Origin of the sequence: Virgibacillus dakarensis, from assembly GCF_900155625.1 — a bacterium.
GTDB classification, from domain to species: Bacteria; Bacillota; Bacilli; order Bacillales; family Amphibacillaceae; genus Lentibacillus_C; species Lentibacillus_C populi.
Map to the genome: position 1 here is coordinate 1,041,838 of NZ_LT732553.1, position 22,457 is coordinate 1,064,294.

Here is a 22,457-nt window from a genome sequence, read left to right on the forward strand (position 1 = left end):
ATGTACCTGATTATTTTTATGTTTGTCACTTATATCATTCAAATTGCCCTCGTCATTTTCCGGGAAAACTTTGCTGAAGTATTTAATGGAAACTATGCAAAGGGCTTGTATCAGAAAATGTACAACATGAAATATGATAAGCTATTAAGCCTGGAAACAACCTATATTGTGGAACGAATTGGTCAAGCAGTCGACGCTTTATATATGTTTATTTCCAACAGCTTTGTCAGCATTGTCAGTAATAGCATCATTATCCTGATATCGCTCATCATTCTGGGATCCATTGATATTTATTTAGCACTTATCTTATTTTTGTTGTTGCCGCTGAACTATCTTGGGTACAAAGCTATCAATAAAAGGCTGCATGCGAAAAGTATGGCAATGCAAGAAGAAACTGCAGCAGGGTATAAGGAGATTATTTCGGTATTTAAAAATATCGATCACATAAAGCAAGAGGAATCATTTGCTAATATAGAAAATCTCATTAGTCACTCGCTTGATAAAATTTATAAAAGTCGCTCTTCCGTAAATAAATTTGGTCAAAGTACCAGTTTAATCATCAAATTAATCAACAACTTCGTACAAAATCTCATGTTCCTGTGGTTGGGATTTATGGTCGTGGCGAACGAAAGCTTAATCAGTGACCTTGTCATAGTCAGTATCATTTTCCCAATTTATTTTACTGCTATTCAGTCGTTGATCAATGTCAACCTTGAAGTTAGAGATCTACACGTAAGCAGAGAATTTATAAAAAATGAACTTGAAGGTAACATAGAGGACGATTCTGCTGCCTTGTTAGACGAAATAAAAGAAATAGATTTTCATGATGTGAGCTACTATATTGGAGATCATCGCTATCATTTCCCTATTCATGCAGCCTTTAAAAAGGGGGACATTGTTTTTGTGAAAGGGCCATCAGGCGTTGGGAAAAGTTCATTGATGAAACTCTTATTAAAATATCGTGTGGGTAACGGTATAGAAATTAATCAGCAGGACATCAACACGTTTAACAATTCCGCTTTAAGGAGTAAAGTCTTTTATTTATCACAGGATTTTACGTTATTGCCAATGTCCATAAAGGATAACATCTTGTTCGGCAAGGATGGGTCAAAAGTTGATTGGGAAAAGTTAAAAATATCCGATTTATTAGCAAGCGTCCTTGCTAGTAAGACCTTAGACAGCGATATATATGAATTTGGTACGAACTTGTCCGGTGGGGAAAAACAACGAATCATGAGCAGCAAATTATTAATCGAGGAATTTGATGTTGTTAGGATGAAGTTACAAGTAATATCGATAAAGCATCATCGGAATTAATTTTGAACACATTATTGCGGAATAGCAGTGACAAAATTATCTTTGTTATATCGCATGACCCGTTGATTAGGTCGTTTTGTAATCAGGAATTGGTTGTAACAGCGGGTAAGAATATAAATTTTATCAATTAAAGTTACTAGATGATCGTACCTGTGCACCGCACCGGAAATGTTGAATAAAGGATTTGATTAAAAATGACAAATACCAATGATCAAATTAATGCCGTTATAAAAGCAATTGAATATATGAAAAAACACATAGATAAAGAAATTACATCGGAGGAATTAGCAGGTTTTGTCGGCTATAGCCCTTACCATTTTTCAAGAGTTTTTAAAGAAGTTACGGGTGTTTCTCCCCGTTACTATTTGTCAGCATTACGTATAGAAACAGGTAAAGAAATTCTTGTAAACGCTTCCTCTTCCTCTGTATTAAAAGCAATCTTAGCTGTAGGGTTTAGGAGTTTTGGAACTTTTAGTACTCGGTTCAAACAATTTGTTGGGTTGTCGCCGAAACAATTTCAGATAAGTACGAATCATTTACATCAATTTATTAATCAATATCAATACCGGGATAAGTGTGCACAAAAACTGATGAATCCACCATTCATCACGATCCATCTTGAAGTTCCCGTAGATTTTAAAGGGATTATTTTTGTCGGACTATTTCCCCGACCAATACCAGATCAAAAACCTGTAATAGGTAAAGCATTAATGTCCAATCAAACAAACTGCGTGTTATCAAAAATTCCACCTGGAACTTATTACGCATTAGCTGCTGCATTTCCTATCAGTTTGAATCCAAAAGATTATTTTTTGTTGGATAGGGCATTGCGTGGTAAATTTGAAAACCCGATTGAAGTAACATCCGATACAAGAGAGGAACTCCAGATAAAGTTACGACAACCATTGCCATTTGATCCGCCTATTCTTGTTAATTTACCCAAGCTATTATTTGATCAGGAAAAGAATAAAGCAAACTAGAAGAAATTTTTCAGATTCTCTTTTGTTACATTTATAGTATGAAAACAAAGGAGGAATTTGCTATGCTTAATGAAGTATGTGTACTTACAGTTAAAGTGGACAATATACGGGCTGCCGTCGATTTCTACACAAATGTATTGGACTTTGCTGTTTCAGAGGAATACGGAGAAAAAATTGTAAGTCTGGTACATAATGAGATACCGATTGTGTTGGAGGAGGTAAAGACAAAAACCACTAGCGCAGAACAAGGTGTTTTGCTGGGTATTCGTTCAGAGGATCTGGATAAAGATTTAGAACAATTGAAGGCAAAAGGAGTGAAGCTGCTTTTTGATGAACCTGAAGCATGTCCTCCTGGGAGGTATATTGTAATAGAAGATCCAGCTGGAAACCAAATTGAGCTTGTAGAGTTTTGTAACGGATAGAAGGTTTTTAACGGAAGGAGAATGGTGAAAATGCACTGATAAAGTGTGTTACTATTAGTTGATAAATAATGTGGAATCGCGGCTTGATTTTTTCTTTGACAGCAAATAATATGTTTGTATTTGAACTATATAAACCTCTCCATAAATGACAAGATAAATTAAAAAATTAATTATGTTAGGAGGAGATTTTTTTGTCTGCTACGTCTGAAAATAAAATTCTCTCAAAAGAGTGTGTAATTAATGCACCTTTGTCATTAACTTGGTATGCATGGACGAAATCTGACCGTGTTTCACAATGGTTTGCTGGAGAAGCCAATGTTGATCCAATGGTGGGAGGGGCATATGAATTATATTTTGAACCAGGTAATACTACTGGAATGAACACAAAGGGCTGTAAAATAGAAAAAATCGTTCCTAATCAAGAGTTGAATTTCACATGGAAGGGACCAGATCAATTTAAAAATTTCATGAACCAAGGAGATTTGACACTGGTTAAAGTGAAATTTGAAAAAATCGGTGAAAATACAACAAAAGTTGAAGTAAATCATGTCGGTTGGAAAAATGATAAGAATTGGGATGAGGCTATTAAATGGCATGAAATGGCTTGGTCAGGTGTCCTCAATAGCTTAAAATCTGCCTTAGAAAAAGGCGAAGGGAATTTATGTTGTCAACCTGAATAAAAAATCTATTTACAAAACATTACAGATTTTCAACAATCGGGAGCCATTTAATAGAACAACATAAAGTAGTAAATGATCAAACTTTTTGTAAAAACAAACTTTAAACTGCAGGAAAAGGATCCATTTTGATCAATCTTTGTTCGAAACGGATTCTTTTAATTTTGATGGGATTTTGCATTCTCCTTAAAATCAATAATGAATACTCAATTTGTTGATTAGCTTTATTATTTCTTCATCGTCAACGGGTCAATGTATACTAGCACATGCTGAGAGTCTTATGGCAATCGTTACGATGGCCATCCCCTTACTGTAGGACGATTGTTTAACTGTTGAGTGAAATAAAATTGGGTAAACTTAAAGAAGTCGTAACTTTTAAAATAAAGTTGTATGCTATTAAGCAACAGGGCCATGAATCCTTAAGGAGGTGAGTGAGGGGTGTCAGAAGTTATTCATTGCATCGTAGAGTATAACGAGGACGGATATTTAATTTTTGTAGGGAATTACCCTGGGGCATATGTTAGAGGAAAGACAAAAGAAGAGGCTTTGAGGAAAATGCCCGATGAGATACAATCCTATTTTATGTGGGCGCGCGGAAGAAACACAAATCTTAGCCTGTCTGTCAAAGTCATGCAGGAAAAGAAGTCAGAATTGCAAATCAGTGATGCGGATTCAGATGTTTTATTTGAAAGTGAAAAAGATCCTCTGTCGAGAGAAGAATATTTCGATTTGAAATCGCTTGCTTTAAAATCTGCGAAGGATTTTAAAACATTATATGACTCCATTCCGGATAAGGATATCACGAATAGGAAACCACGTAAAACTTTTCACGGCAGAGTACCTTTGACTGCGAATGAAATACTAACGCATACAAATAATGTGACGAGTTATTACATTAGAGAAATAGGAACATTGGTTGAAAATAATCCGGATATTTATGAAAATCGCCTTGTTGGTTTAAAATGTGTGGAAACATTACCAAATTATCTAGAAAATCAGATCTTCAAGGGAAGTTATGATGAACTTTGGACGTTAAGAAAGGTCATGCGTCGTTTTATTTGGCATGATCGCATCCATGCAAAAGCTATGTATCGTATGGGAGTAGCTATTTGGGGAAAAGATGTCATTGCGAATCCTTATTTCTTTTGATCTTTCCCTTTTAGGCAAGTTTGTGGAAAATCGTAACCGAATTCCTTCGCTAAAGATAAGGCGCTTTTATCTTTCAAAATCCTTAACATCGTAAATCTGCACTTTCCTGACGTTACCCATTGATAGATGCATTAGCAATAAGTGGTGAACCCAGTGGTAGCCGTTGGTAAAAAACATGCTAGAAGTGGTACATTCTTATTTCTGTAATCATATAGGCTGAAAGAAGAAAAATCAGGGAGATGCCTATGTTAACGGCTAAAATAATGTGAATATTCTTATGCGTACAGGTCGATTAGATGCTGCAAAAGAAATATTGGATATTCAATGGGATGGTATAGCTGAAAATGAATATTGGATTACCATTCCAGAAGAGTTTAATATCACATTAGTGCAGAGAATGAATATGCTGTTGATGTTCTTATGTACAGGCCGGTATAACAACACAAGAATGGGTAAGAGGTTACGTTAGCGACTAGGTCAAATGAAGATCCGAAATCAGTTAAGTTAGCAAATAAAGTAATCGAGGATTATCAACCAGAACTGGTGAAGATATGATAAACGCTCTAAAGGACATAGTTGAACCCGATGCCCCCAAACGTGTTCAGTTAGAATAACTGTTTGTTCTGCTAATAGATTTACATCAGGTTCCTTTCTTTATTCCTGCCTTGCACTATATTCTTCAATCAAACGGGTAATATCAGTAAGTGTATAAACGTTTGCGACGATATCAACAATAAAATCCTGCTCCTTGATAACATCCATTGTCCACGTATGGCCATTTAGTTTTAAACAACCTTTTCCAAGTTGTACGCGGATCAATACACGCTGCGTTTACCGGCTATTTTTTAGATAAAACCCATAATGCAGAGATACACTACGGAAGCAGTCTAATTACTCGTGAACTATGCGTTTGCTGCGCTTAAGATGCACCGAATCGAGGCTGGAGTTATGCCGCGTAACAATAATAGAGAATAAGGAAAAACACTTCATTATTAAAGTGGGACGCAGCAACTTGGAAATAAGGGAAGCGGAAATAAATATGAAACACTTATTTTATTGAGGCAAAAGTAGAGATATTTGAAACTTTCTGTTTGCGAGGACGTAGATTTATACAGAGTCATAGATTGAAAGATCAATAAGGAGGGCTTTTGTTGAAAAATTTAATAGGAAACGGGTTTCTGATATTAGGGTTGGTACTACTTACCCTTAGTATGCCAACGACTGCATTAGGAAGTGAAGCGGTTTCTCAGCCAAGTCATTCAGCAACCAAGCTGGTAGGTGCTGATTTGGTCGGTCCCAATCTACTAAACAATATAGGTAAGAACAGTATAAACTCGTCTGGGAATGATCAGGTCATTGATACCAGTGAATATAAAAATCACTTCATACAGAATGCGATTCAATTTATTCGGAACATGCAATCGGGCGACTATTATCATGCCTTGAAATTAACTTCCAGTGATTTACAGAAAAGGATTACGGAACAGTGGCTGGAAATCTACTGGAATACTTATTTGCAGCAAATCAATTCGGGTTCATTCATTGGTTTTAGTTCGGCCAAGGTGAAGGGATCCAATGAGGTACATACAAATGTTGAGCTTGGCCTAAAGTTTGAACAAGCCACGGTTCCAATGATCATCAGGCTTGACCCGTCAGGAAACGTAGATGATTTACTTGCGACTGTACAAATAGGTGAGGTTGCAGAGGATCCTGCATATAGTGATCCGGATGCCTTCACAGAAAAGGAAGTGGTGGTTGGAAAAGGAACATTTGCCCTGCCTGGGACACTATCTATTCCTAAAGGAGAGGGGCCCTTTCCGGTAGTGGTTCTCGTTCAGGGTTCAGGTGCATCCGATCGTGACGAACGGGCATATGCATTAAAGCCATTTCGTGATTTGGCACACGGTCTTGCCTCAAAAGGGATTGCCGTTTTACGTTATAATAAACGCACTTTCGAACATACATTGAAAACAACAGCAGACCCCAATCACACTGTGGATGTGTACGGCGGACTATTTTTACCACTTGTGCGATCTTTTTTACCACCTTTTGCGGCGGGATGTACCACTCACTGCGGAACACTTTACCACATGTATAAAGAAATCCCCCGACTGTTTGGGGGGATTTCTTTATACACTAAAACGGAAGAATTCCTAATTGAAGTTCAAGCTTTAATTTCTCACAACGCAGTCTATCAATCTCTTTCTGTAACTCCTGCACCATTTCCTCGAGTCTTTCTATTTTGGTTTTATCATCAATTCCTTTTTCATAGGCTGTTCCAACACGACTTAAATCTATCAAGAAAGATAACACAGCTGGTTCATAAATATGGTAGTTCCCTTCAAATTCTGTTGCTTCGATTTCACCTTTAGCTATCCATTGCCTAACATCTTTTTCATCACATTCCAACTCATAGTTGTGTAAGAGATCAACCGTTTCTGATATTGTCATGTAATCCTTCATTTAAAACTCCCTTTCTGTTCTTATTCTTGGTATTTATTAAAGGCTGCTGTTCTCTTCATCGTTTTTCTTTTGATGGTGCACACCAAGACGTTCACGCATCGATACTTTTCCGTCAATAAAAATATCATAAGAATCATGAACAATCCGGTCTAGAATGGCTTCTGCCAGGGTTCCGCCTCCCAATTTTTCATACCATCCATCAAGATCAAATTGGGAACAGAATATATTGGATTGTTTTGCCTGACGTCTTGTATTAATCACTTCAAGAAGGAGAGCTGTTTCTTCATCCGTTAATGTATAAAGCAGCCATTCATCAAGAATAAGAAGGTCAACCTTCAGAAGCTTTTTCATTAATTTGGTGTAGCTGTCATCCTGTTGATATTTTGCTATTTTAAATGCTTCTAATAAATCTGGAAGTCGTGTATATTGAACCTTGAAGAATTGACGGCATGCTTGTACACCAAATGCGATAGCCATCCAAGACTTCCCGGCTCCAGACACTCCTTTAAAGATAATATTTCTCCCATCCAGAATATAACTGCCACTGGCTAGACGTAAGATTAAATCCTTATCCAGTTTTCGATCTTCATAGTAGATGATTTCCTCCATAGAGGCAGACTCAGGAAATGCTGCCTGTTTAAGAAGTCGATTGATTTTATTGCTTTTCCGCCGGGATTCCTCATGGTCAATCAAGATGCCGAATAATGTATCAAAATCCATCTCTTTATTTTCTCCCTTGGTAGAAATAGTTTCATAGGCTTCTGCCATCCCTGATAGTTTCAATGCTTTTAGTTTATCTATATTCTGTTGATTCATTTATTTTTCCCTCCAAAATAAGAAGCCCCGCGAGTGAAACCGTGCTTATTTTGCACATTATCTTTCTTCTGTGTGAAAGTTTTCTCTGAGTCTGCTTTTTTATTGTTTTTGATAAGTGTTTGAATACTTTTCACGGTTGGTCGATTCGTGATTTCATGCACCATTTTACACGCACGTTCGATTTCATAAACAGTATAGGTACGCTCCAGTTTCTTTAGGGCAAAGACGGACTTCATTGCTTGTTTTTCAACTTCGTAGCTATCCAATAGAAACTTCACCACAAATAGCGTATGTTCTCCAATATTCTCCGCCCAATCCAATGCGTCTTGCGGTGTTTGTTCCACGTAAAGTTTATGATTATCCGGCATATGATCATGTACAGTAGAAAATTGCCCGTATTTCCCATGCAGTGTTGGATGAGAAGCGATTCTCATGTAATTGAAATAAACTTCAATCGCCTCATCTGAGACTTTCACATCGACTTGTTTTCCTATATACTCATAGGGAACGGAGTAAAACATACTTTTTACAGAGATATGATAATCAGGCTGCACTTTGGCTGTTCGCCACTCAGACATCTGGTAGGGCTTAGCGGGAAGAGGAGTAAGGGCGTACTTCTCTTCTTCTATAAATGCTGACCAACGGGAGCCTTCTTTTTTTGTGAAAGGCCGGTGGTTAAACTCCTCCAGTTTCTTTCGAATCTCCTGGTTTATTTCCTCTATCGTAAAACATTGAGTATTCCTTAATGCGGCAATAATCCAGGTTGACACCGTGTTCACGGAACCTTCTACATTCGGTTTATCCTTTGGTGAACGCACGCGTGCTGGCATGACCACCGAGTGATAGTGGCGGACCATTTCTTCGTATGTTTTGTTTAACACCAGTTCTTTGCGGGTATGTTTGGTCACTCCTGTCTTTAAATTGTCTGGAACAATGATTTGAGTGCTTCCTCCCATGTATTCAAACGTGTGTTGATGAAGCTTTATCCAAGACGCTAAATCCATGGATAAAGAACCTTCGACATAGGAAAGCAGCGAACATGGTAAAGTTGCCACAAATACATACACTTTCACTTTTTCCCCTGTATCGGGATCAATGATAAATAAAGTAGAACCTGCCCAATCTACTTCTAACAATTCCCCTGGTTTCCGTTTGATTCGCAAGGTTGCTTTATATTTTTGGGCAAAGTTATGGTAATGCTCCGTGAATGTCCGGTAGGCATAGGGAATCTTTTCTTGTTCCTCGGATTTCCTCACATATTCTTCATGAAGCAATGTCAATGTAACATGTGGTTTGGCCAACTCTTTATGCAGATAATCAAAATCAATCATTTGCCGACCTGAAGCTTCCAGTTTTTTCTCAGGATAGAGAAAATCTTCAATCCAAGAATCTGTCATTTCTTCATCTAATGGACATTTCAATCCCCTTTTTTCCGCTAATCGTATGACTTCTGTGACTTTTTGTCGTGAATGGCGAGTCATCGCTGCGATATTTCGTAAACTCCTTTCCTCGTCATATAATTCCAGCATCTGTCGATATGGAAACATAAAAAACCTCCTGTATTCCTAATGTCATGCCGGTTGGCATGCACATTAAGTATACAGGAGTCGATAAAATGGTAAAGACTTCCGCAAAAGGTGGTAAAATTCTCCGCATTTAGTGGTAAAAAAGATTGCAAGGCTGGTACATATTGAATGCCATACTCACTGTGGATAAAGAAACAACCGATGATGCCATGCTTGCGACTCATTTGCTCGAAAAGCAGCAAAAAATAGACGATGATCAAATTTTCATTCTAGGTCATAGCCAAGGAGGGATGATGGTTCCGCAAATCATCAATAAAGACAAAAGAAATAACATCGAAGGAGCGATCGTCATGGCAGGGCCTGCAAGAACGATCCAGGATGTGGTTCTCGATCAACTGGATTATCTACATTCCCTTGGTCAGATGCCGCTTGAACTATATGAGTTTATGAAAGGGCAATATGAACTGTTAAATGATCCTGATTTCACCGGGGAAAATCCTCCCGAGGATTTTCAACTGGGTCAGCCCATGTTTTGGGATTCGATAAATGATATTAAAGCTGCTGAGATGGCAAGGGAACAAACCAAACCGCTGCTGATTATTCAGGGTGAAGAGGATTACCAGGTACAAGCAGACATGGAAATTCCCATTTGGAAAAAAGAACTCTCCCATCGCAACAATGTAGAATATCGGCTTTATCCAAAGCTCAACCACTTTTTTACGGAAGGTGAAGAGGGAATGAGCGCCCCGGAAGAATATTTTATCCCGGAGAACATTCCTGAATATGTTATTCGGGATATAGCGGAGTGGGTAAAATTCAATCCACAGCAATTAACCAGTGCAGCTGATATGAAGACGCTTGTTGAACGGTTTGAAGCAGAAGGAGAATTTACCAACCACGGTGCCGCCCGTGCCTTAAAGGTTCACCTGTCCGCCGTTAGCCAATTTGAAGAACAAGGATCAGCGGAAAAGGTTGTCAAGCACATGAAAGGATTTATACTTCTGCTTAATCATCAGAAAAAAGCGGATTTGATATCCCAGAAAGCTTATAACGCCCTGAAGTCGGATGCGAATCAATTGATAAAGAAATGGCAATAAAATCTATAAACGGGTAACAGAAACCTTTTAGAAGTGGAGCGAAAAGCCTTTTTATGCGGCTTTTTAGAGGCAGCAAAAAAATGAAACTGTATGAGAAAAAGCAGATAAAGAAGCTAAGGGACAGGTTCTAAGCTAAAAGATTTATGAGGTAGCAAAGGGACTTTTATTAGCTGCTTCTAAATTGCACAGTAGTATTATCTTAAATTTTACTATCAATTTTATCTCAGATCTAATAGATGCTAGTATTATTGTTCCAATTCTGACGAGCGTGGTAGCCTTTGTCATCATCTATTTAGACTATTATGTAATACGTACAATAAAATTGTGAATAAAAAAAGAAACGTCTCTCGAATGATCGGGAGACGCTTTCTAGATTCTTCCTTATTTTCAATAATCGTCTGAGTCCATTAATATCCATCTTTCATAAATCTAACACCAATTTTGCAGATCAATCTTCTAATACGATCGGGCGTGATTGTGGAGTAAAGGATGCGCTTTTTTTAATTGAGGATGTCTTTAACCGGATACAATTCTCAGATAAAAAATAGTGTTTTTAAAGGAATTGAAAGTAGTTTAACGAATTTATAAGTATGTAAGAATTTACCGGAGGGATTATTATCAAAGGAAATCATATTTATCTAAAAGAATTGGTCACAGAGGATGCGGAATCATTACTTCAATTACAACTAGACAACAGAACATTTTTCGAGAAATTTTCAACGGAACGGGACAGTGATTTTTACACAATTGAAGCACAAGTCAAACGAATACAAGCGTATAAGGAGAATAGAGATCAAGATAGTGATTATAATTTTGGGATTTTTAAAAATGATGATAATCGGTTAGTTGGAACAATCAATCTTTTCCAAGTGACGCGCGGCTCAGTACAAGCTGCATTTATCGGCTACTTTTTAGATCAAGCACATAATGGTAAAGGTTATACCACAGAAGCTGTGCAATTACTTGTGAACTATGCGTTTGCTACGCTTAAGCTGCATCGAATTGAGGCTGGAGTGATGCCACATAACATTGGGTCTATCCGGGTACTGGAGAAATCGGGTTTTCACAAAGAAGGAATTGCGAAAAAGAATGTGAAGATCAATGGGAGATGGGAGGATCATCAGGTATTGGCTATTATTAATCCGTTAGACGAATAAATACAGATTTGAAAGGGACTTACGTGTTAGTGTGTTACTACTAGTTAAAAATGATATGAAACGTACTTATAACGCTTAAACAGCGTAATCTTGTCCCTTTCCTTATCCTAGGTCACCAACATTTGGATGCCATAGTTTGCTTAATTGGCTGGTTCTTCTGCTCATACGGATCATGGAAATAGGATGAAGAGGGCAGGATAAAATATATATTGGAAGCAAGTAGCCATCGCGATAGGATAGCACTTACTATTATGGTCCTTATGATAGTTCAAAAAAATTGGGACATGGAACCTGTCCCTTTTTAGTCTCGCTTTTTCGCCAAATCATTTCGATCAGCTGCCTTTGGTGGTTGTTCCATCCAGCCATTGTCAATCGCAATATTAGCACCATCCTCAACATATAGTGCGACATCCTTTAAAAACTTCGCATACATTCCGCCAATATCACGTCTTCCGTTGAGTGATGCTGCATTAGCATAGGATCTGATTTTCATGGAAAACATGTCTATTTTATGCGTAATCATTAATTTATCTGAAAAAGGCGCGACAGTAGTAGTACTTACAAGGTCATCGAGTAATGTCGGAGATGGCAAATTATTCTTGTGCAGCTGCTGCGCAGAGGTTTCTATATGTCTGTTGGAAAGCTCCTTACCTCTTAAAAGGAATTTCTTAACTTGTTCATCTTTGGCAACTTGACTAAATCCGATTAATAGTGCCTTGCTAGCTATATTATTTTCAATGTTATCGTAAAGATGGGCGATTTCCAGAGCATGAAGTGAACGAACATTTCCAAAAAAGCCATTTAAATAATCTTGTTTTTTGATAAAATCAATCTGGTCTGGAACAGGGATTGATGGAGGAATTGGTAAAAAGCCTTTCTTTAATAGTACATCATTAACCTCTTTTATAAGGTCTGCGGTGGAATCAAAGGCATTAATAAAGAATTCTCTAATATCGTTTCTTATCATAATAGGTATAGCAATCGCATAAATGCTCATACCGGATTTACTCGTATATTTTAAATAATGCAGATAAAATTCGTCGGAAAAAAGCCTGGGAGCATCCAAATTCACGTCGTCTTCTGTTAGACCAATTGGTACAGGGAAGTTTGCTCGAGTAAATATTGCTGCAACCTTTTCAAGCAGCGTCTCACTCAGGTTCAGTGCGTTTTCTATCACCTTTTCGATATCCTTATCCTCAACATGTTGAAGATAATAACGAAGAACACACTTGGCCATGGTATTTCCTTGATAAACTACCCACAATTTACCCATTTCCGTTGATGTTAAATTTTCATATGTGCTGTTTGATTTAATTTCTGGTTTCATGATAATTATCCTCCTCATATAGGATAAACTTAGGTTTATCCGTTTTGACAAATTTTATCCATATTAGAATATAATTAGCGGAGGTAGTCATTAGGAATAATCTTATGAAAGACATAAAAAAGCATCACTTATTCATGCAAGTGATGCACTGCTAATTATTTATGAGTCTAATAGAAACAAATTCCAGTCTTCTTTTACATTACATTCTCATTTGTTCACCCTTTCCGAACAGCCCGCAATTCATCAATAAAAGCCTGCGTTTCCGATGCACTTAACCGCCCTTTTTGTTTAACCATATCATACATGAATTTCAAGTCCTCGAATTTATCCAAATCATAATCTTCGGGATCCATTATGGAACGGTTCACCACACCAAGCATTTCAGCCAATTCGTCCAGGATTACTTTTAAATTTTCTGCAGTTGGATTTTCCAAACCCACATGAACACCCCCATTTCATAAAATATAGTAAAAAATAATGCCAAATATGTAGGAAAGCAGTCTTGCTCTTCTTTTGTTCCTCCCTTTATGATAAAATAAATGCGGTAAAAAGCCAAAGACAATTTTGTTTGGTGCACGGTGAGAAGTCGAAGTTTAAAGAGGTTAAGATATAAAAAATAGCGATATTGCTGATCGCTGTTAATCTGACTCTTACTTCCGGCTTCCGCAAGATAGGAGAATGGTTATGTATTTAAAACGGTTGGAAAGTGTTGGCTTTAAATCATTTGCGGAGCGGATTAATGTTGACTTTGTTCCTGGTGTTACGGCAGTGGTTGGACCGAATGGAAGCGGCAAAAGTAATATTACCGATGCACTGCGCTGGGTTCTTGGGGAACAATCGGCCAAATCATTACGCGGCTCTAAAATGGAAGATATCATTTTTCAGGGGAGTGACACAAGAAAACCGTTAAATGTCGCAGAGGTTACATTAGTATTGGATAACACGGATCAAACATTGCCGCTTGATTATGAAGAGGTTAGTGTAATGCGCCGTGTTTATCGTTCAGGAGACAGTGAATTTTATATTAATAAACAATCCTGCCGTTTAAAAGATATTGTTGATTTATTTATGGATTCTGGGCTTGGACGAGAAGCTTTTTCGATTATTAGTCAGGGGAAAGTGGAAGAAATTTTAAGCTCGAAAGCGGAAGAACGCCGGACTATCTTTGAAGAGGCAGCAGGAGTTTTAAAATATAAGCAGCGGAAAAAGAAAGCGGAATATAAATTAGCGGAAACACAGGAAAATTTAAATCGGGTAGAAGATATTATTCATGAAATTGAATCACAGATTGATCCACTACAGCAGCAAGCTGAAACTGCGCAGGAATATCTGAAACAGAAGGAACAATTAAAAGAACAGGAAATTTCGCTGTTAATTGCGGAAATTGAACAGCTCCATGGGGAATGGAAAACATTGCTGGCTGAAATTGAAACGGAAAAAATGTGGGAAATTGAACTGAAAACGACAATCCAGCAGAAGGAAGCAAAGGTGGAAGAAGAAAGGCAATTTATTCAGGATCTCGATGAACGAATTGAATTGTTTCAATCATCCCTGTTATCGATTACCCAGGAACTGGAACAATTTGCAGGGAAAAAGCAAGTGTTAAATGAACGGACCAAGCATTTTTCCGAAAACAAGGCTGAATTAGAATCACAGCAACAGGAAGCAACGGCACGTATAGAACAGTTAGAACAGGAGTTAGCCACGGAAAAAAAGCAACTGCATGAGCTGACGGAACAGCGTCGGGAAACGAAACAAAAGGCCGAACAGCTGGAAAAAAAACTGACAATGGATAAAGAAAATATTAGCGAGCAAATTGAAGAATTAAAAGCGGACTATATTGAGTATTTGAACGACCAGGCAGCTAAACGGAATGAAAAGCATTCGATCGAGCAGCAGCTTGAGCAAATCACTGTAAAAAAAGATCGACAGGCAGAAAAGTTTAGTGATCTTTTAGCAGCCAGGGAAAATTTGGATGAACAACAGACGCAAATAAATCAATCCCTTGCCAAGCAGCAGCAACGTTATCAGGAAAAAGAAGCGTCCATTAAACAGTTGAAAACGGAACTGGAGCAGCATCGCACCGATTTTCAAGAATCCCAAACCAAGCTTTATCAAGGTTATCAATATATCGAAAAACTGAAATCAAAAAAGGAAATGCTCGAAGAAATGAAAGAGGATTTTCAAGGCTTTTTTTATGGTGTGAAAGCCGTCTTAAAAGCACGGGAGGAACAAAAGCTTGAGAGAATTGATGGGGCAGTAATTGAACTGGTTGATGTACCAAAACAATACATAACCGCTATTGAGACAGCTCTGGGCGGTCAGGCGCAGCATATTGTCGTAGCGGATGATGCTGCAGCAAGGAAGGCGATTGCCTGGCTAAAACAGACAAATAGCGGTCGTGCCACCTTTTTGCCGCTGGCTTCCATTCAGCCAAGATATGTCACAAGGGATATTTTGGCTAAAGCGGAAAGTCATCAAGGATACGTAGGAATTGCTGCTGATTTAGTTACCTGTAACGAAAAGTACCAAAAAGCAATCAATCATTTAATGGGGCAGACAATTGTTGCCAAAACATTAAAGGATGCAAATGACATTGCCAAAATGGCTTCCCGGAAGGTTAGGGTTGTAACACTGGATGGGGATGTCGTTAATCCTGGCGGTTCCATGTCAGGCGGGGCGAAAAAGAAAACGAATCAGTCGTTGTTTACCCGGGATAAGGACTTGCAGGAGATAACCGCGAAACTTGCTGATTTTCAGGAGCGGGCCATTTCGTTTGAACAAGGTGTAAACGAAGAAAAGCACACAATCGAACAAAAGGAAGTAGAACTGGAATCCCAGCAAGAGAATTTAGTAGAGGAACAGAATGCATTGCAGCAAATGCAGTCAAAATTAAAAGAAATCGAACTAAAGCAAGCATCATTAAATGAAAATTTAACCATGTATGACCAGGATAAGCAGCAATTTGATGCAGATTTAGAGCAGCTTAAGCAACGGGCGATACAATTGTCTAATGAGCTGAATGAACTTAACGACCAATTGACAGCAGTTCAGCAGAAAATTGCTGACTTAACCGAACGGGATTTACTGTTTAAGGAAAATCAGGAACAGTTGCAGCAGGATTATCACGCATATCAGGTAATGCTTGCGGAGCAAGAGGAACGGCTGAAAAGTCAGCGCGAAAAAACTGCTGAACGACAGCAGCAATTGACAGAACTAGAAGAGCAACATAAACTGTTAACAATGAAATTGACGGAATTAATTGATCTCAAGGAAAATGAAGTAACAGAAGAAGAAATTGACGAACATATTCAGGTTAAACAGGGCGAAAAGGAACAAATTACGAATAAGATTCAGGAAATGCGTGCCGACCGTTCAAAGCGGACACAACTTGTTCAAGATCAAGAACGGGAACTGAAGGAAGAAAATAAACAGCATCAGGCATTGGTAGAGGTAATTCAAACTAAAGAGGTAAAAGCAAATCGGCTGGATGTTGATCTGGAAAATAGGCTTACAAAACTGCAAACCGAATATACGCTGACTTACGAGCGAGCGAAACAGACGTATGAGAAAGCCTCAGATACAGAAGCTGTGAAGCGAAATGTCGAAGCGCTGAAACAATCGATCGAGCGGCTGGGTACCGTTAATCTAGGTGCAATTGAAGAATATGAGCGTGTCTCTGAGCGTTATTCGTTTTTATCGGAACAGCAAACTGACCTGGTAGAAGCGAAACAAACATTGCATAACGTTATTGCCGAGATGGATGAAGAGATGGAAAATCGCTTCTCATCAACCTTTTCACAAATAAAAGAAGAATTTGCAATTGTCTTTAAGGAACTATTTGGCGGTGGACGTGCTGAACTAAAATTAACCGATCCGAAAAATCTGCTGGATACTGGTGTTGATATTATTGCTGAACCACCAGGTAAAAAACTGCAGCACCTAGGGTTGCTATCCGGTGGAGAACGCGCGTTAACGGCGATTGCGTTATTATTCGCCATTTTACGCGTACGACCGGTGCCATTTTGTGTGCTTGATGAAGTCGAAGCGGCACTAGATGAGGCAAATGTAGTCCGCTTTGCCAAATATGTAAAAATGTACAGTAAAGAAACACAATTTATTGTGATTACCCACCGTAAAGGTACAATGGAAGAGGCAGATGTATTGTATGGGGTGACCATGCAGGAATCTGGTGTTTCACGGTTGGTCTCTGTTCGCCTGGAGGACACACAGGAATTAATGACGTCATAAGAAGGAAAAACGGAAGCGCCCCGGTTAGCCGCTTGGCGCAACGCGGCCTATCCTGATAATGAATATGGCTCCTTAGTTTATATACGCTATTCCAGTAAAAAAGGAAGTGGATAATATGGGTTTCATGGATAAACTGAAAAATAAATTTCAACAAAAAGATTCCGAGGAAGTGTCAGCGAAATATAAAGAAGGGATGAAGAAAACACGTAATTCTTTTTCGGGAAAAATCAATGATTTGATTGCTCGCTACCGCAAAGTCGATGAGGATTTTTTTGAAGAGCTGGAGGAGGTTTTAATTTCAGCTGATGTTGGTGTGACAGCAGTAATGGATTTGATTGACGAACTGAAAATGGAAGTGAAACGCCGAAATATTAAAGATACGAAGGAAGTAAAAGAAGTTATTTCCGAAAAACTGGTCGAAATCTATTACGGTGACGACGATGAGGAAATCGAGGTATTGAATCTCCAGGAAAATGAATTAACCGTTATATTGGTTGTCGGTGTAAATGGTGTTGGTAAAACTACATCAATTGGAAAACTCGCCCATCAGTTAAAACAGGAGGGTAACAAAGTAATTTTAGCAGCGGGTGACACATTCCGGGCCGGTGCTATTGAACAGCTGGAGGTATGGGGTGAACGTGCTGGCGTTGATGTCATTAAACAAAACGCTGGCAGTGATCCGGCAGCCGTGATTTTTGATGGAATAAAGGCGGCAAAGTCCCGGGGTGCGGATGTATTGATCTGTGACACAGCTGGCAGGCTGCAAAATAAAGTCAATCTAATGAATGAGCTTGCCAAGGTGAAGCGGGTTATCGAAAAGGAAATTCCTGGTGCACCACACGAAGTATTACTTGTGTTAGATGCAACTACAGGTCAAAATGCCATGAGTCAGGCTAAAACGTTTTCCGAAGCAACAAACGTTTCCGGAATTGTGTTAACGAAGCTAGATGGTACGGCCAAAGGCGGCATTGTGCTGGCAATCCGCAATGAACTTCATATTCCAGTGAAATTTGTCGGGCTCGGCGAACAGGTGAATGATCTGCAAGTATTTGATGCCAATGCGTTTGTCTATGGTTTATTTGCTGATCTGCTTGAAGAGGACAGCGAATAATGGTAGTATAAATTTGTAAAGGGATTCCACTTAACAAGGGGTGTTCGGATTGCTGGAAAAGACGACACGAGTCAATTATTTATTTGATTTTTATCAAGCACTATTAACCCCTAAGCAGCGGAGCTATATGGAAATGTACTATCTGGAGGATTATTCGCTCGGTGAGATATCGGAATTATCGCAAGTATCGAGACAGGCTGTTTATGATAATATTAAACGTACTGAAATGATGCTTGAAACCTATGAAAAAAAACTGCATTTATACGAGAAATTCCAGAAACGTGCTGCTCTCCTGGAAAAATTGGAACAAGCAGCAGAAGCTACTAAAGCAAGCAATGCAATTTTAACGATGATCGAACAATTAAAAGAATTAGATTAGGGGGACACCTTCTATGGCGTTTGAAGGACTTTCCGACCGTTTACAAAGTACAATTAAAAAAATAACAGGTAAGGGTAAGGTGAGTGAACAAGACGTTAAAGAAATGACACGTGAAGTTCGTCTCGCTTTGCTTGAAGCCGATGTAAACTTTAAGGTAGTAAAGGACTTAATCAAGCGGATTAAGGAACGTGCTGTAGGTCAGGAGGTAATGGAAAGCCTGACACCCGGGCAGCAGGTTATTAAAGTTGTTAAAGAAGAATTAACCAATCTGATGGGCGGTGAACAAAGCAAGATTGCAGTTGCTGATAAATCCCCAACTGTTATTATGATGGTTGGTCTGCAAGGTGCTGGTAAAACAACAACGACAGGAAAGCTTGCTAATTTACTGCGAAAGAAACATAATCGCAATCCGCTTTTAGTTGCCTGTGACGTTTATCGGCCGGCGGCAATCAAACAGCTGGAAACGTTAGGAACACAGTTAAACATGCCGGTATTTTCTATGGGGACAGATGCAAATCCGGTTGACATTGCCGGGAAAGCGATTGAACAGGCAAAAGAAGAACATAACGATTATGTCATCATTGATACAGCCGGACGTTTGCACGTTGACCATGAACTGATGAATGAATTGCAGCAAATAAAAACAACAGTCCGGCCAGATGAGATTTTCCTTGTTGTGGATGCGATGACCGGACAAGATGCGGTAAATGTTGCGGAAAGCTTTAATGAACAACTGGATATTTCCGGTGTAGTACTGACAAAGCTCGATGGCGATACCCGCGGTGGTGCTGCTTTGTCGATTAAGGCTGTAACCGATAAGCCGATTAAGTTTGCCGGAATGGGCGAAAAGCTCGATCAACTAGAAGCCTTCCATCCAGAACGAATGGCGTCTCGAATTCTTGGTATGGGTGACGTCTTAACCTTAATCGAAAAAGCACAAACAACTGTCGATGAAAAGCAGGCAAAAGCATTAGAAGAAAAAATGCGTTCCATGTCCTTTACCTTTGATGACTTTTTGGAACAAATGGGACAAGTAAAGAAAATGGGGCCACTAGAAGACCTTTTGTCCATGATGCCCGGCGCAGGAAAAATGAAAGGGCTGAAAAATGCCCAGATTGATGAAAGCCAGCTGACGAAGGTTGAAGCAATCATTCAATCCATGACGAAAAAGGAACGGCAGGAACCTGAAATTATGAATGCAAGTCGTAAAAAACGGATTGCCAAGGGTTCTGGCACAACGGTATCACAGGTCAACCGTCTGCTTAAACAATTTAGTGAAATGAAGAAAATGATGAAGCAGATGACCAACATGCAAAAAGGGAAAAAAGGCAAGGGAATGAAGTTTCCTTTTATGTAAGCACAAAAGCGGAAGCGCCCGGTTAGCCGCTGGGCGAGAGAGCTGGACGTGGCTCTTTCCGCTGACGAAATAAACCCGGCCTTTAGCGTATATTTGTGTTGTAATGGAAAAACACTTTACAGACAAACCAGTTTCTGATAGAATCTAAACTTGTGATAAACATTTAATTGGAGGTGCAAAACATGGCTGTTAAAATTCGCTTGAAACGTATGGGATCAAAACGAAATCCTTTTTACCGCATTGTGGTAGCTGATTCGCGTTCTCCTCGTGACGGACGTCAAATCGAACAGATCGGAACATATAATCCGGTAGCTAACCCGGTTGAAGTTAAGATTGATGAGGAAAAAGCGCTTAGCTGGATGACAAACGGTGCAAAACCTAGTGATACAGTGCGTAACCTTTTTTCAAAACAAGGCATCATGAAGAAATTCCACGACCAAAAAAACCAATAGTAAGGTAGTGTGATATCATGAAAGCCCTAATCGAATCAATTGTAACCCCACTTGTCGATCATCCCGACGATGTTGCTGTAACGGAGACAGAAGAAGAAACGAAGATTGTTTACCATCTAACTGTAAATCAGGAGGACGTCGGGAAGGTAATCGGTAAAAACGGACGTATTGCAAAAGCAATCCGTACCGTTGTATATGCAGCGCAAAAGGATACAAACAAACGAATTTATTTGGATATTATGTAAAGGGAGAGGGAATACCTTTCCCTTTTTACACATGACTGTTTTAGATCGTTTTATGAGAGCGAGGAACAGGTATGAAAATAATCAAAAAGGTATTAATCAAACAAATTGTCACAGAGAAGAGCAAGGAAAAATTGCAAATGAATTTTCATCACCATAAAATGCGACTTGAACAAGAGTGTCAACAACTGTTGTTTGAACAACGTAAATTGCAAAACAAGACAGGGGTATCTAAACAAGAAGTGACCAGCCGTTTTCAGCAGGAAATTAAAAATCGGAAAGAGAAAATGAAGCTGCTTGATTTTAAAATGGAGCAGCTGGACATGCTGGAAATCGGCAGTGAAATCGTTGAAAAGGAAGTTGAAGCTCTTGTTGAGGTAGATGTTGGAACGCATTGGAATGAGATTATGGAAGATAGGGCAATTGTCATTAAAGATGATGTTGTCATCCGGATTGATGAATAGCAGGTGAAAAGTATGACAGAAAACATGTACAACGTTGGAAAAATTGTAAATACACATGGAATCCGCGGTGAGGTGAAGGTACTCCGAATCAGCGACTTTGCAGAACGTTTTGCAATTGGTGAAACGTTATACGTTGTAAAAGAGAGAGAAGAACCCTTTCCATTAATTATTGATGGCCATCGAATGCATCAAGGTTTTGACCTTGTTCACTTCCAGGATTATGATAACATAAACGACGTTGAGCAATTTAAAGGTGCACAATTAAAAATTTCTGAAGAACAGTTGACGGAGCTGGAAGAAGATGAATACTATTACCATGAAATTATCGGCTGTGATGTGTATACCAATGACGAGGAAAAAATTGGAAAGATAAGCGAGATTCTGGCACCCGGGGCGAATGATGTCTGGATCGTGAAACAGTCAACCGGGAAAGATCTGCTTATACCGTATATCGAGGATGTTGTAAAAGAAGTGGATATCACGAATAAGAAAGTTATCATCGAGCCAATGGAAGGACTGCTTGACTGATGCATATCGACGTATTGACGCTTTTTCCTGAGATGGTTTCTGGTGTCTTTAATGCTTCCATTTTGCAAAAAGCCCAGGAAAAAAATAAGTTCAGCTACAATCTGATCAATTTTCGCGACTACACGGAAAATAAGCATAGCAAAGTAGATGACTACCCATATGGCGGCGGAGCAGGAATGGTTTTGGCTCCGCAGCCGATATTTGATGCTGTTTCGGCTGTTACGAAGGACAAGTCAAAACCTCGAATTATCCTCATGTGTCCACAGGGAGAGCCATATAATCAGAAGAAAGCGGAAGAATTGGCTAAGGAGGAACATCTAGTTTTCATTTGTGGCCATTATGAAGGCTATGATGAACGAATAAGGGACCATCTTGTAACAGATGAAATTTCGATTGGTGATTATGTCCTAACCGGTGGGGAACTTGGGGCAATGGTAGTTATTGATAGTGTTGTCAGGCTGCTGCCGGATGTGCTGGGTAACAAGGAATCAGCTCCAGAGGATTCCTTTTCAACCGGATTACTGGAGCACCCGCATTATACCCGTCCAGCAGATTTCCGCGGCATGAAGGTTCCAGACATCTTGCTCTCCGGTGATCATGGGAAAATTGCACAATGGCGCAGGAAGGAATCGTTACGACGGACATATGAACGGCGGAGAGATTTGATTGAGCGGGAGAATTTATCGGAAAAAGATTTGATCTTGTTGGATGAAATTCAGAATAAGTATGATAGAAGATAGAC

Annotated in this window: 22 protein-coding genes and 3 pseudogenes; 20 read left to right on the plus strand and 5 right to left on the minus strand. The window is 39.1% G+C overall.

All coding sequences use genetic code 11. The features are described from left to right. The 6 genes from CZ382_RS05180 to CZ382_RS05205 all read left to right on the plus strand — a co-directional run bounded on the left by CZ382_RS05180 (position 1) and on the right by CZ382_RS05205 (position 5,014). A complete protein-coding gene (locus CZ382_RS05180) occupies positions 1–1,317 on the plus strand; it encodes an ATP-binding cassette domain-containing protein (RefSeq protein WP_088050149.1) in 1,317 nt (438 codons plus the stop codon). Between the two features lie 194 nt (positions 1,318–1,511). Then, positions 1,512–2,297 carry a helix-turn-helix domain-containing protein gene (locus CZ382_RS05185; protein WP_088050150.1) on the plus strand — a complete coding sequence of 262 codons (786 nt, stop codon included), beginning with the start codon at positions 1,512–1,514 and terminating at the stop codon, positions 2,295–2,297. Between the two features lie 62 nt (positions 2,298–2,359). Further along, positions 2,360–2,719 (plus strand): VOC family protein, encoded by a 360-nt coding sequence (locus tag CZ382_RS05190; protein WP_159457765.1) that lies wholly within the window; start codon positions 2,360–2,362, stop codon positions 2,717–2,719. A gap of 191 nt (positions 2,720–2,910) precedes the next feature. Beyond that, positions 2,911–3,399 (plus strand): SRPBCC family protein, encoded by a 489-nt coding sequence (locus CZ382_RS05195; protein ID WP_088050152.1) that lies wholly within the window; start codon positions 2,911–2,913, stop codon positions 3,397–3,399. Positions 3,400–3,834: 435 nt separating this feature from the next. Further along, positions 3,835–4,545, plus strand: coding sequence for a hypothetical protein (locus CZ382_RS05200; RefSeq protein WP_230856119.1), 711 nt, complete (start codon positions 3,835–3,837; stop codon positions 4,543–4,545). 277 nt (positions 4,546–4,822) lie between these two features. Beyond that, positions 4,823–5,014, plus strand: a complete 192-nt coding sequence (locus tag CZ382_RS05205) for a hypothetical protein (protein WP_140392716.1) — start codon at positions 4,823–4,825, stop codon at positions 5,012–5,014. A 185-nt stretch (positions 5,015–5,199) separates the two neighbouring features. On the opposite strand, the gene CZ382_RS23655 is transcribed toward CZ382_RS05205, so the two are convergent. After that, positions 5,200–5,364, minus strand: a complete 165-nt coding sequence (locus CZ382_RS23655) for a hypothetical protein (RefSeq protein WP_155554961.1) — start codon at positions 5,362–5,364, stop codon at positions 5,200–5,202. Between CZ382_RS23655 and CZ382_RS24140 the strand changes: the two are divergent. Together CZ382_RS24140 and CZ382_RS05210 are read left to right on the plus strand one after the other, a co-directional pair. Beyond that, positions 5,337–5,505: pseudogene (locus CZ382_RS24140) on the plus strand (GNAT family N-acetyltransferase); the annotation flags it as partial. The gene CZ382_RS23655 and the pseudogene CZ382_RS24140 sit on opposite strands and share 28 nt — an antisense overlap. A gap of 191 nt (positions 5,506–5,696) precedes the next feature. Then, positions 5,697–6,917 (plus strand): alpha/beta hydrolase, encoded by a 1,221-nt coding sequence (locus CZ382_RS05210; RefSeq protein ID WP_235000391.1) that lies wholly within the window; start codon positions 5,697–5,699, stop codon positions 6,915–6,917. A 127-nt stretch (positions 6,918–7,044) separates the two neighbouring features. Here the strand turns inward: CZ382_RS05210 and istB are convergent, their stop codons facing one another. Beyond that, complete coding sequence (istB, locus tag CZ382_RS05215; RefSeq protein ID WP_088050154.1) at positions 7,045–7,824, minus strand: IS21-like element helper ATPase IstB; 780 nt, start codon at positions 7,822–7,824, stop codon at positions 7,045–7,047. After that, entirely contained in the window at positions 7,821–9,371 is a 1,551-nt protein-coding gene (gene istA / locus CZ382_RS05220) for an IS21 family transposase (RefSeq protein ID WP_088050155.1), read from the minus strand. The genes istB and istA overlap by 4 nt, the downstream gene beginning before the upstream one ends. 158 nt (positions 9,372–9,529) lie before the next feature. On the opposite strand from istA, the pseudogene CZ382_RS05225 reads away from it, so the two are divergent. From CZ382_RS05225 to CZ382_RS05230, 3 genes and pseudogenes are all read left to right on the plus strand, one after another. After that, positions 9,530–10,177: pseudogene (locus CZ382_RS05225) on the plus strand (alpha/beta hydrolase family protein); the annotation flags it as partial. Between the two features lie 24 nt (positions 10,178–10,201). Further along, a pseudogene (locus tag CZ382_RS24760) lies at positions 10,202–10,447 on the plus strand (FIMAH domain-containing protein); the annotation flags it as partial. Positions 10,448–11,061: 614 nt separating this feature from the next. Continuing rightward, positions 11,062–11,604 carry a GNAT family N-acetyltransferase gene (locus CZ382_RS05230; protein WP_088050157.1) on the plus strand — a complete coding sequence of 181 codons (543 nt, stop codon included), beginning with the start codon at positions 11,062–11,064 and terminating at the stop codon, positions 11,602–11,604. 301 nt (positions 11,605–11,905) lie between these two features. Here the strand turns inward: CZ382_RS05230 and CZ382_RS05235 are convergent, their stop codons facing one another. Both CZ382_RS05235 and CZ382_RS05240 read right to left on the minus strand, forming a co-directional pair. Beyond that, a complete protein-coding gene (locus CZ382_RS05235) occupies positions 11,906–12,931 on the minus strand; it encodes a DUF3231 family protein (protein ID WP_235000392.1) in 1,026 nt (341 codons plus the stop codon). 215 nt (positions 12,932–13,146) lie between these two features. Next, positions 13,147–13,371 (minus strand): DUF1128 domain-containing protein, encoded by a 225-nt coding sequence (locus tag CZ382_RS05240; protein ID WP_088050159.1) that lies wholly within the window; start codon positions 13,369–13,371, stop codon positions 13,147–13,149. 244 nt (positions 13,372–13,615) lie between these two features. Between CZ382_RS05240 and smc the strand changes: the two genes are divergently transcribed. From smc to trmD, 9 genes are all read left to right on the plus strand, one after another. After that, positions 13,616–17,182: a chromosome segregation protein SMC gene (gene smc / locus CZ382_RS05245; RefSeq protein ID WP_088050160.1), complete on the plus strand. Its 3,567-nt coding sequence runs from the start codon at positions 13,616–13,618 to the stop codon at positions 17,180–17,182. Positions 17,183–17,297: 115 nt separating this feature from the next. Then, a complete protein-coding gene (ftsY, locus tag CZ382_RS05250) occupies positions 17,298–18,293 on the plus strand; it encodes a signal recognition particle-docking protein FtsY (protein ID WP_088050161.1) in 996 nt (331 codons plus the stop codon). A gap of 49 nt (positions 18,294–18,342) precedes the next feature. Beyond that, the gene (locus CZ382_RS05255) at positions 18,343–18,672 is read left to right on the plus strand and encodes a putative DNA-binding protein (RefSeq protein WP_088050162.1); all 330 of its coding nucleotides are present in this window, start codon (positions 18,343–18,345) and stop codon (positions 18,670–18,672) included. Between the two features lie 13 nt (positions 18,673–18,685). Next, positions 18,686–20,029 carry a signal recognition particle protein gene (gene ffh / locus CZ382_RS05260; RefSeq protein WP_088050163.1) on the plus strand — a complete coding sequence of 448 codons (1,344 nt, stop codon included), beginning with the start codon at positions 18,686–18,688 and terminating at the stop codon, positions 20,027–20,029. Between the two features lie 182 nt (positions 20,030–20,211). After that, entirely contained in the window at positions 20,212–20,481 is a 270-nt protein-coding gene (gene rpsP / locus CZ382_RS05265; RefSeq protein ID WP_088050164.1) for a 30S ribosomal protein S16, read from the plus strand. Positions 20,482–20,498: 17 nt separating this feature from the next. Then, positions 20,499–20,726 (plus strand): KH domain-containing protein, encoded by a 228-nt coding sequence (locus CZ382_RS05270; protein ID WP_088050165.1) that lies wholly within the window; start codon positions 20,499–20,501, stop codon positions 20,724–20,726. A gap of 71 nt (positions 20,727–20,797) precedes the next feature. Next, positions 20,798–21,187 (plus strand): YlqD family protein, encoded by a 390-nt coding sequence (locus CZ382_RS05275; protein WP_088050166.1) that lies wholly within the window; start codon positions 20,798–20,800, stop codon positions 21,185–21,187. 12 nt (positions 21,188–21,199) lie between these two features. Continuing rightward, positions 21,200–21,715: a ribosome maturation factor RimM gene (gene rimM / locus CZ382_RS05280; protein WP_088050167.1), complete on the plus strand. Its 516-nt coding sequence runs from the start codon at positions 21,200–21,202 to the stop codon at positions 21,713–21,715. Further along, positions 21,715–22,455 carry a tRNA (guanosine(37)-N1)-methyltransferase TrmD gene (trmD, locus tag CZ382_RS05285; RefSeq protein ID WP_088050168.1) on the plus strand — a complete coding sequence of 247 codons (741 nt, stop codon included), beginning with the start codon at positions 21,715–21,717 and terminating at the stop codon, positions 22,453–22,455. Before rimM ends, trmD begins: the two co-directional genes overlap by 1 nt. Positions 22,456–22,457: the final 2 nt, after the last annotated feature.

Coding starts and splice junctions, on each gene's coding strand:
- ftsY (WP_088050161.1), top strand. CDS start 17,298: ATGGGTTTCATGGATAAACTGAAAAATAAATTTCAACAAAAAGATTCC.
- rimM (WP_088050167.1), top strand. CDS start 21,200: ATGACAGAAAACATGTACAACGTTGGAAAAATTGTAAATACACATGGA.
- smc (WP_088050160.1), top strand. CDS start 13,616: ATGTATTTAAAACGGTTGGAAAGTGTTGGCTTTAAATCATTTGCGGAG.
- CZ382_RS05185 (WP_088050150.1), top strand. CDS start 1,512: ATGACAAATACCAATGATCAAATTAATGCCGTTATAAAAGCAATTGAA.
- CZ382_RS05180 (WP_088050149.1), top strand. CDS start 1: ATGTACCTGATTATTTTTATGTTTGTCACTTATATCATTCAAATTGCC.
- istA (WP_088050155.1), bottom strand. CDS start 9,371: ATGTTTCCATATCGACAGATGCTGGAATTATATGACGAGGAAAGGAGT.
- istB (WP_088050154.1), bottom strand. CDS start 7,824: ATGAATCAACAGAATATAGATAAACTAAAAGCATTGAAACTATCAGGG.
- trmD (WP_088050168.1), top strand. CDS start 21,715: ATGCATATCGACGTATTGACGCTTTTTCCTGAGATGGTTTCTGGTGTC.
- rpsP (WP_088050164.1), top strand. CDS start 20,212: ATGGCTGTTAAAATTCGCTTGAAACGTATGGGATCAAAACGAAATCCT.
- CZ382_RS05205 (WP_140392716.1), top strand. CDS start 4,823: ATGCGTACAGGTCGATTAGATGCTGCAAAAGAAATATTGGATATTCAA.
- CZ382_RS05275 (WP_088050166.1), top strand. CDS start 20,798: ATGAAAATAATCAAAAAGGTATTAATCAAACAAATTGTCACAGAGAAG.
- CZ382_RS05270 (WP_088050165.1), top strand. CDS start 20,499: ATGAAAGCCCTAATCGAATCAATTGTAACCCCACTTGTCGATCATCCC.
- CZ382_RS05190 (WP_159457765.1), top strand. CDS start 2,360: ATGCTTAATGAAGTATGTGTACTTACAGTTAAAGTGGACAATATACGG.
- CZ382_RS05235 (WP_235000392.1), bottom strand. CDS start 12,931: ATGAAACCAGAAATTAAATCAAACAGCACATATGAAAATTTAACATCA.
- ffh (WP_088050163.1), top strand. CDS start 18,686: ATGGCGTTTGAAGGACTTTCCGACCGTTTACAAAGTACAATTAAAAAA.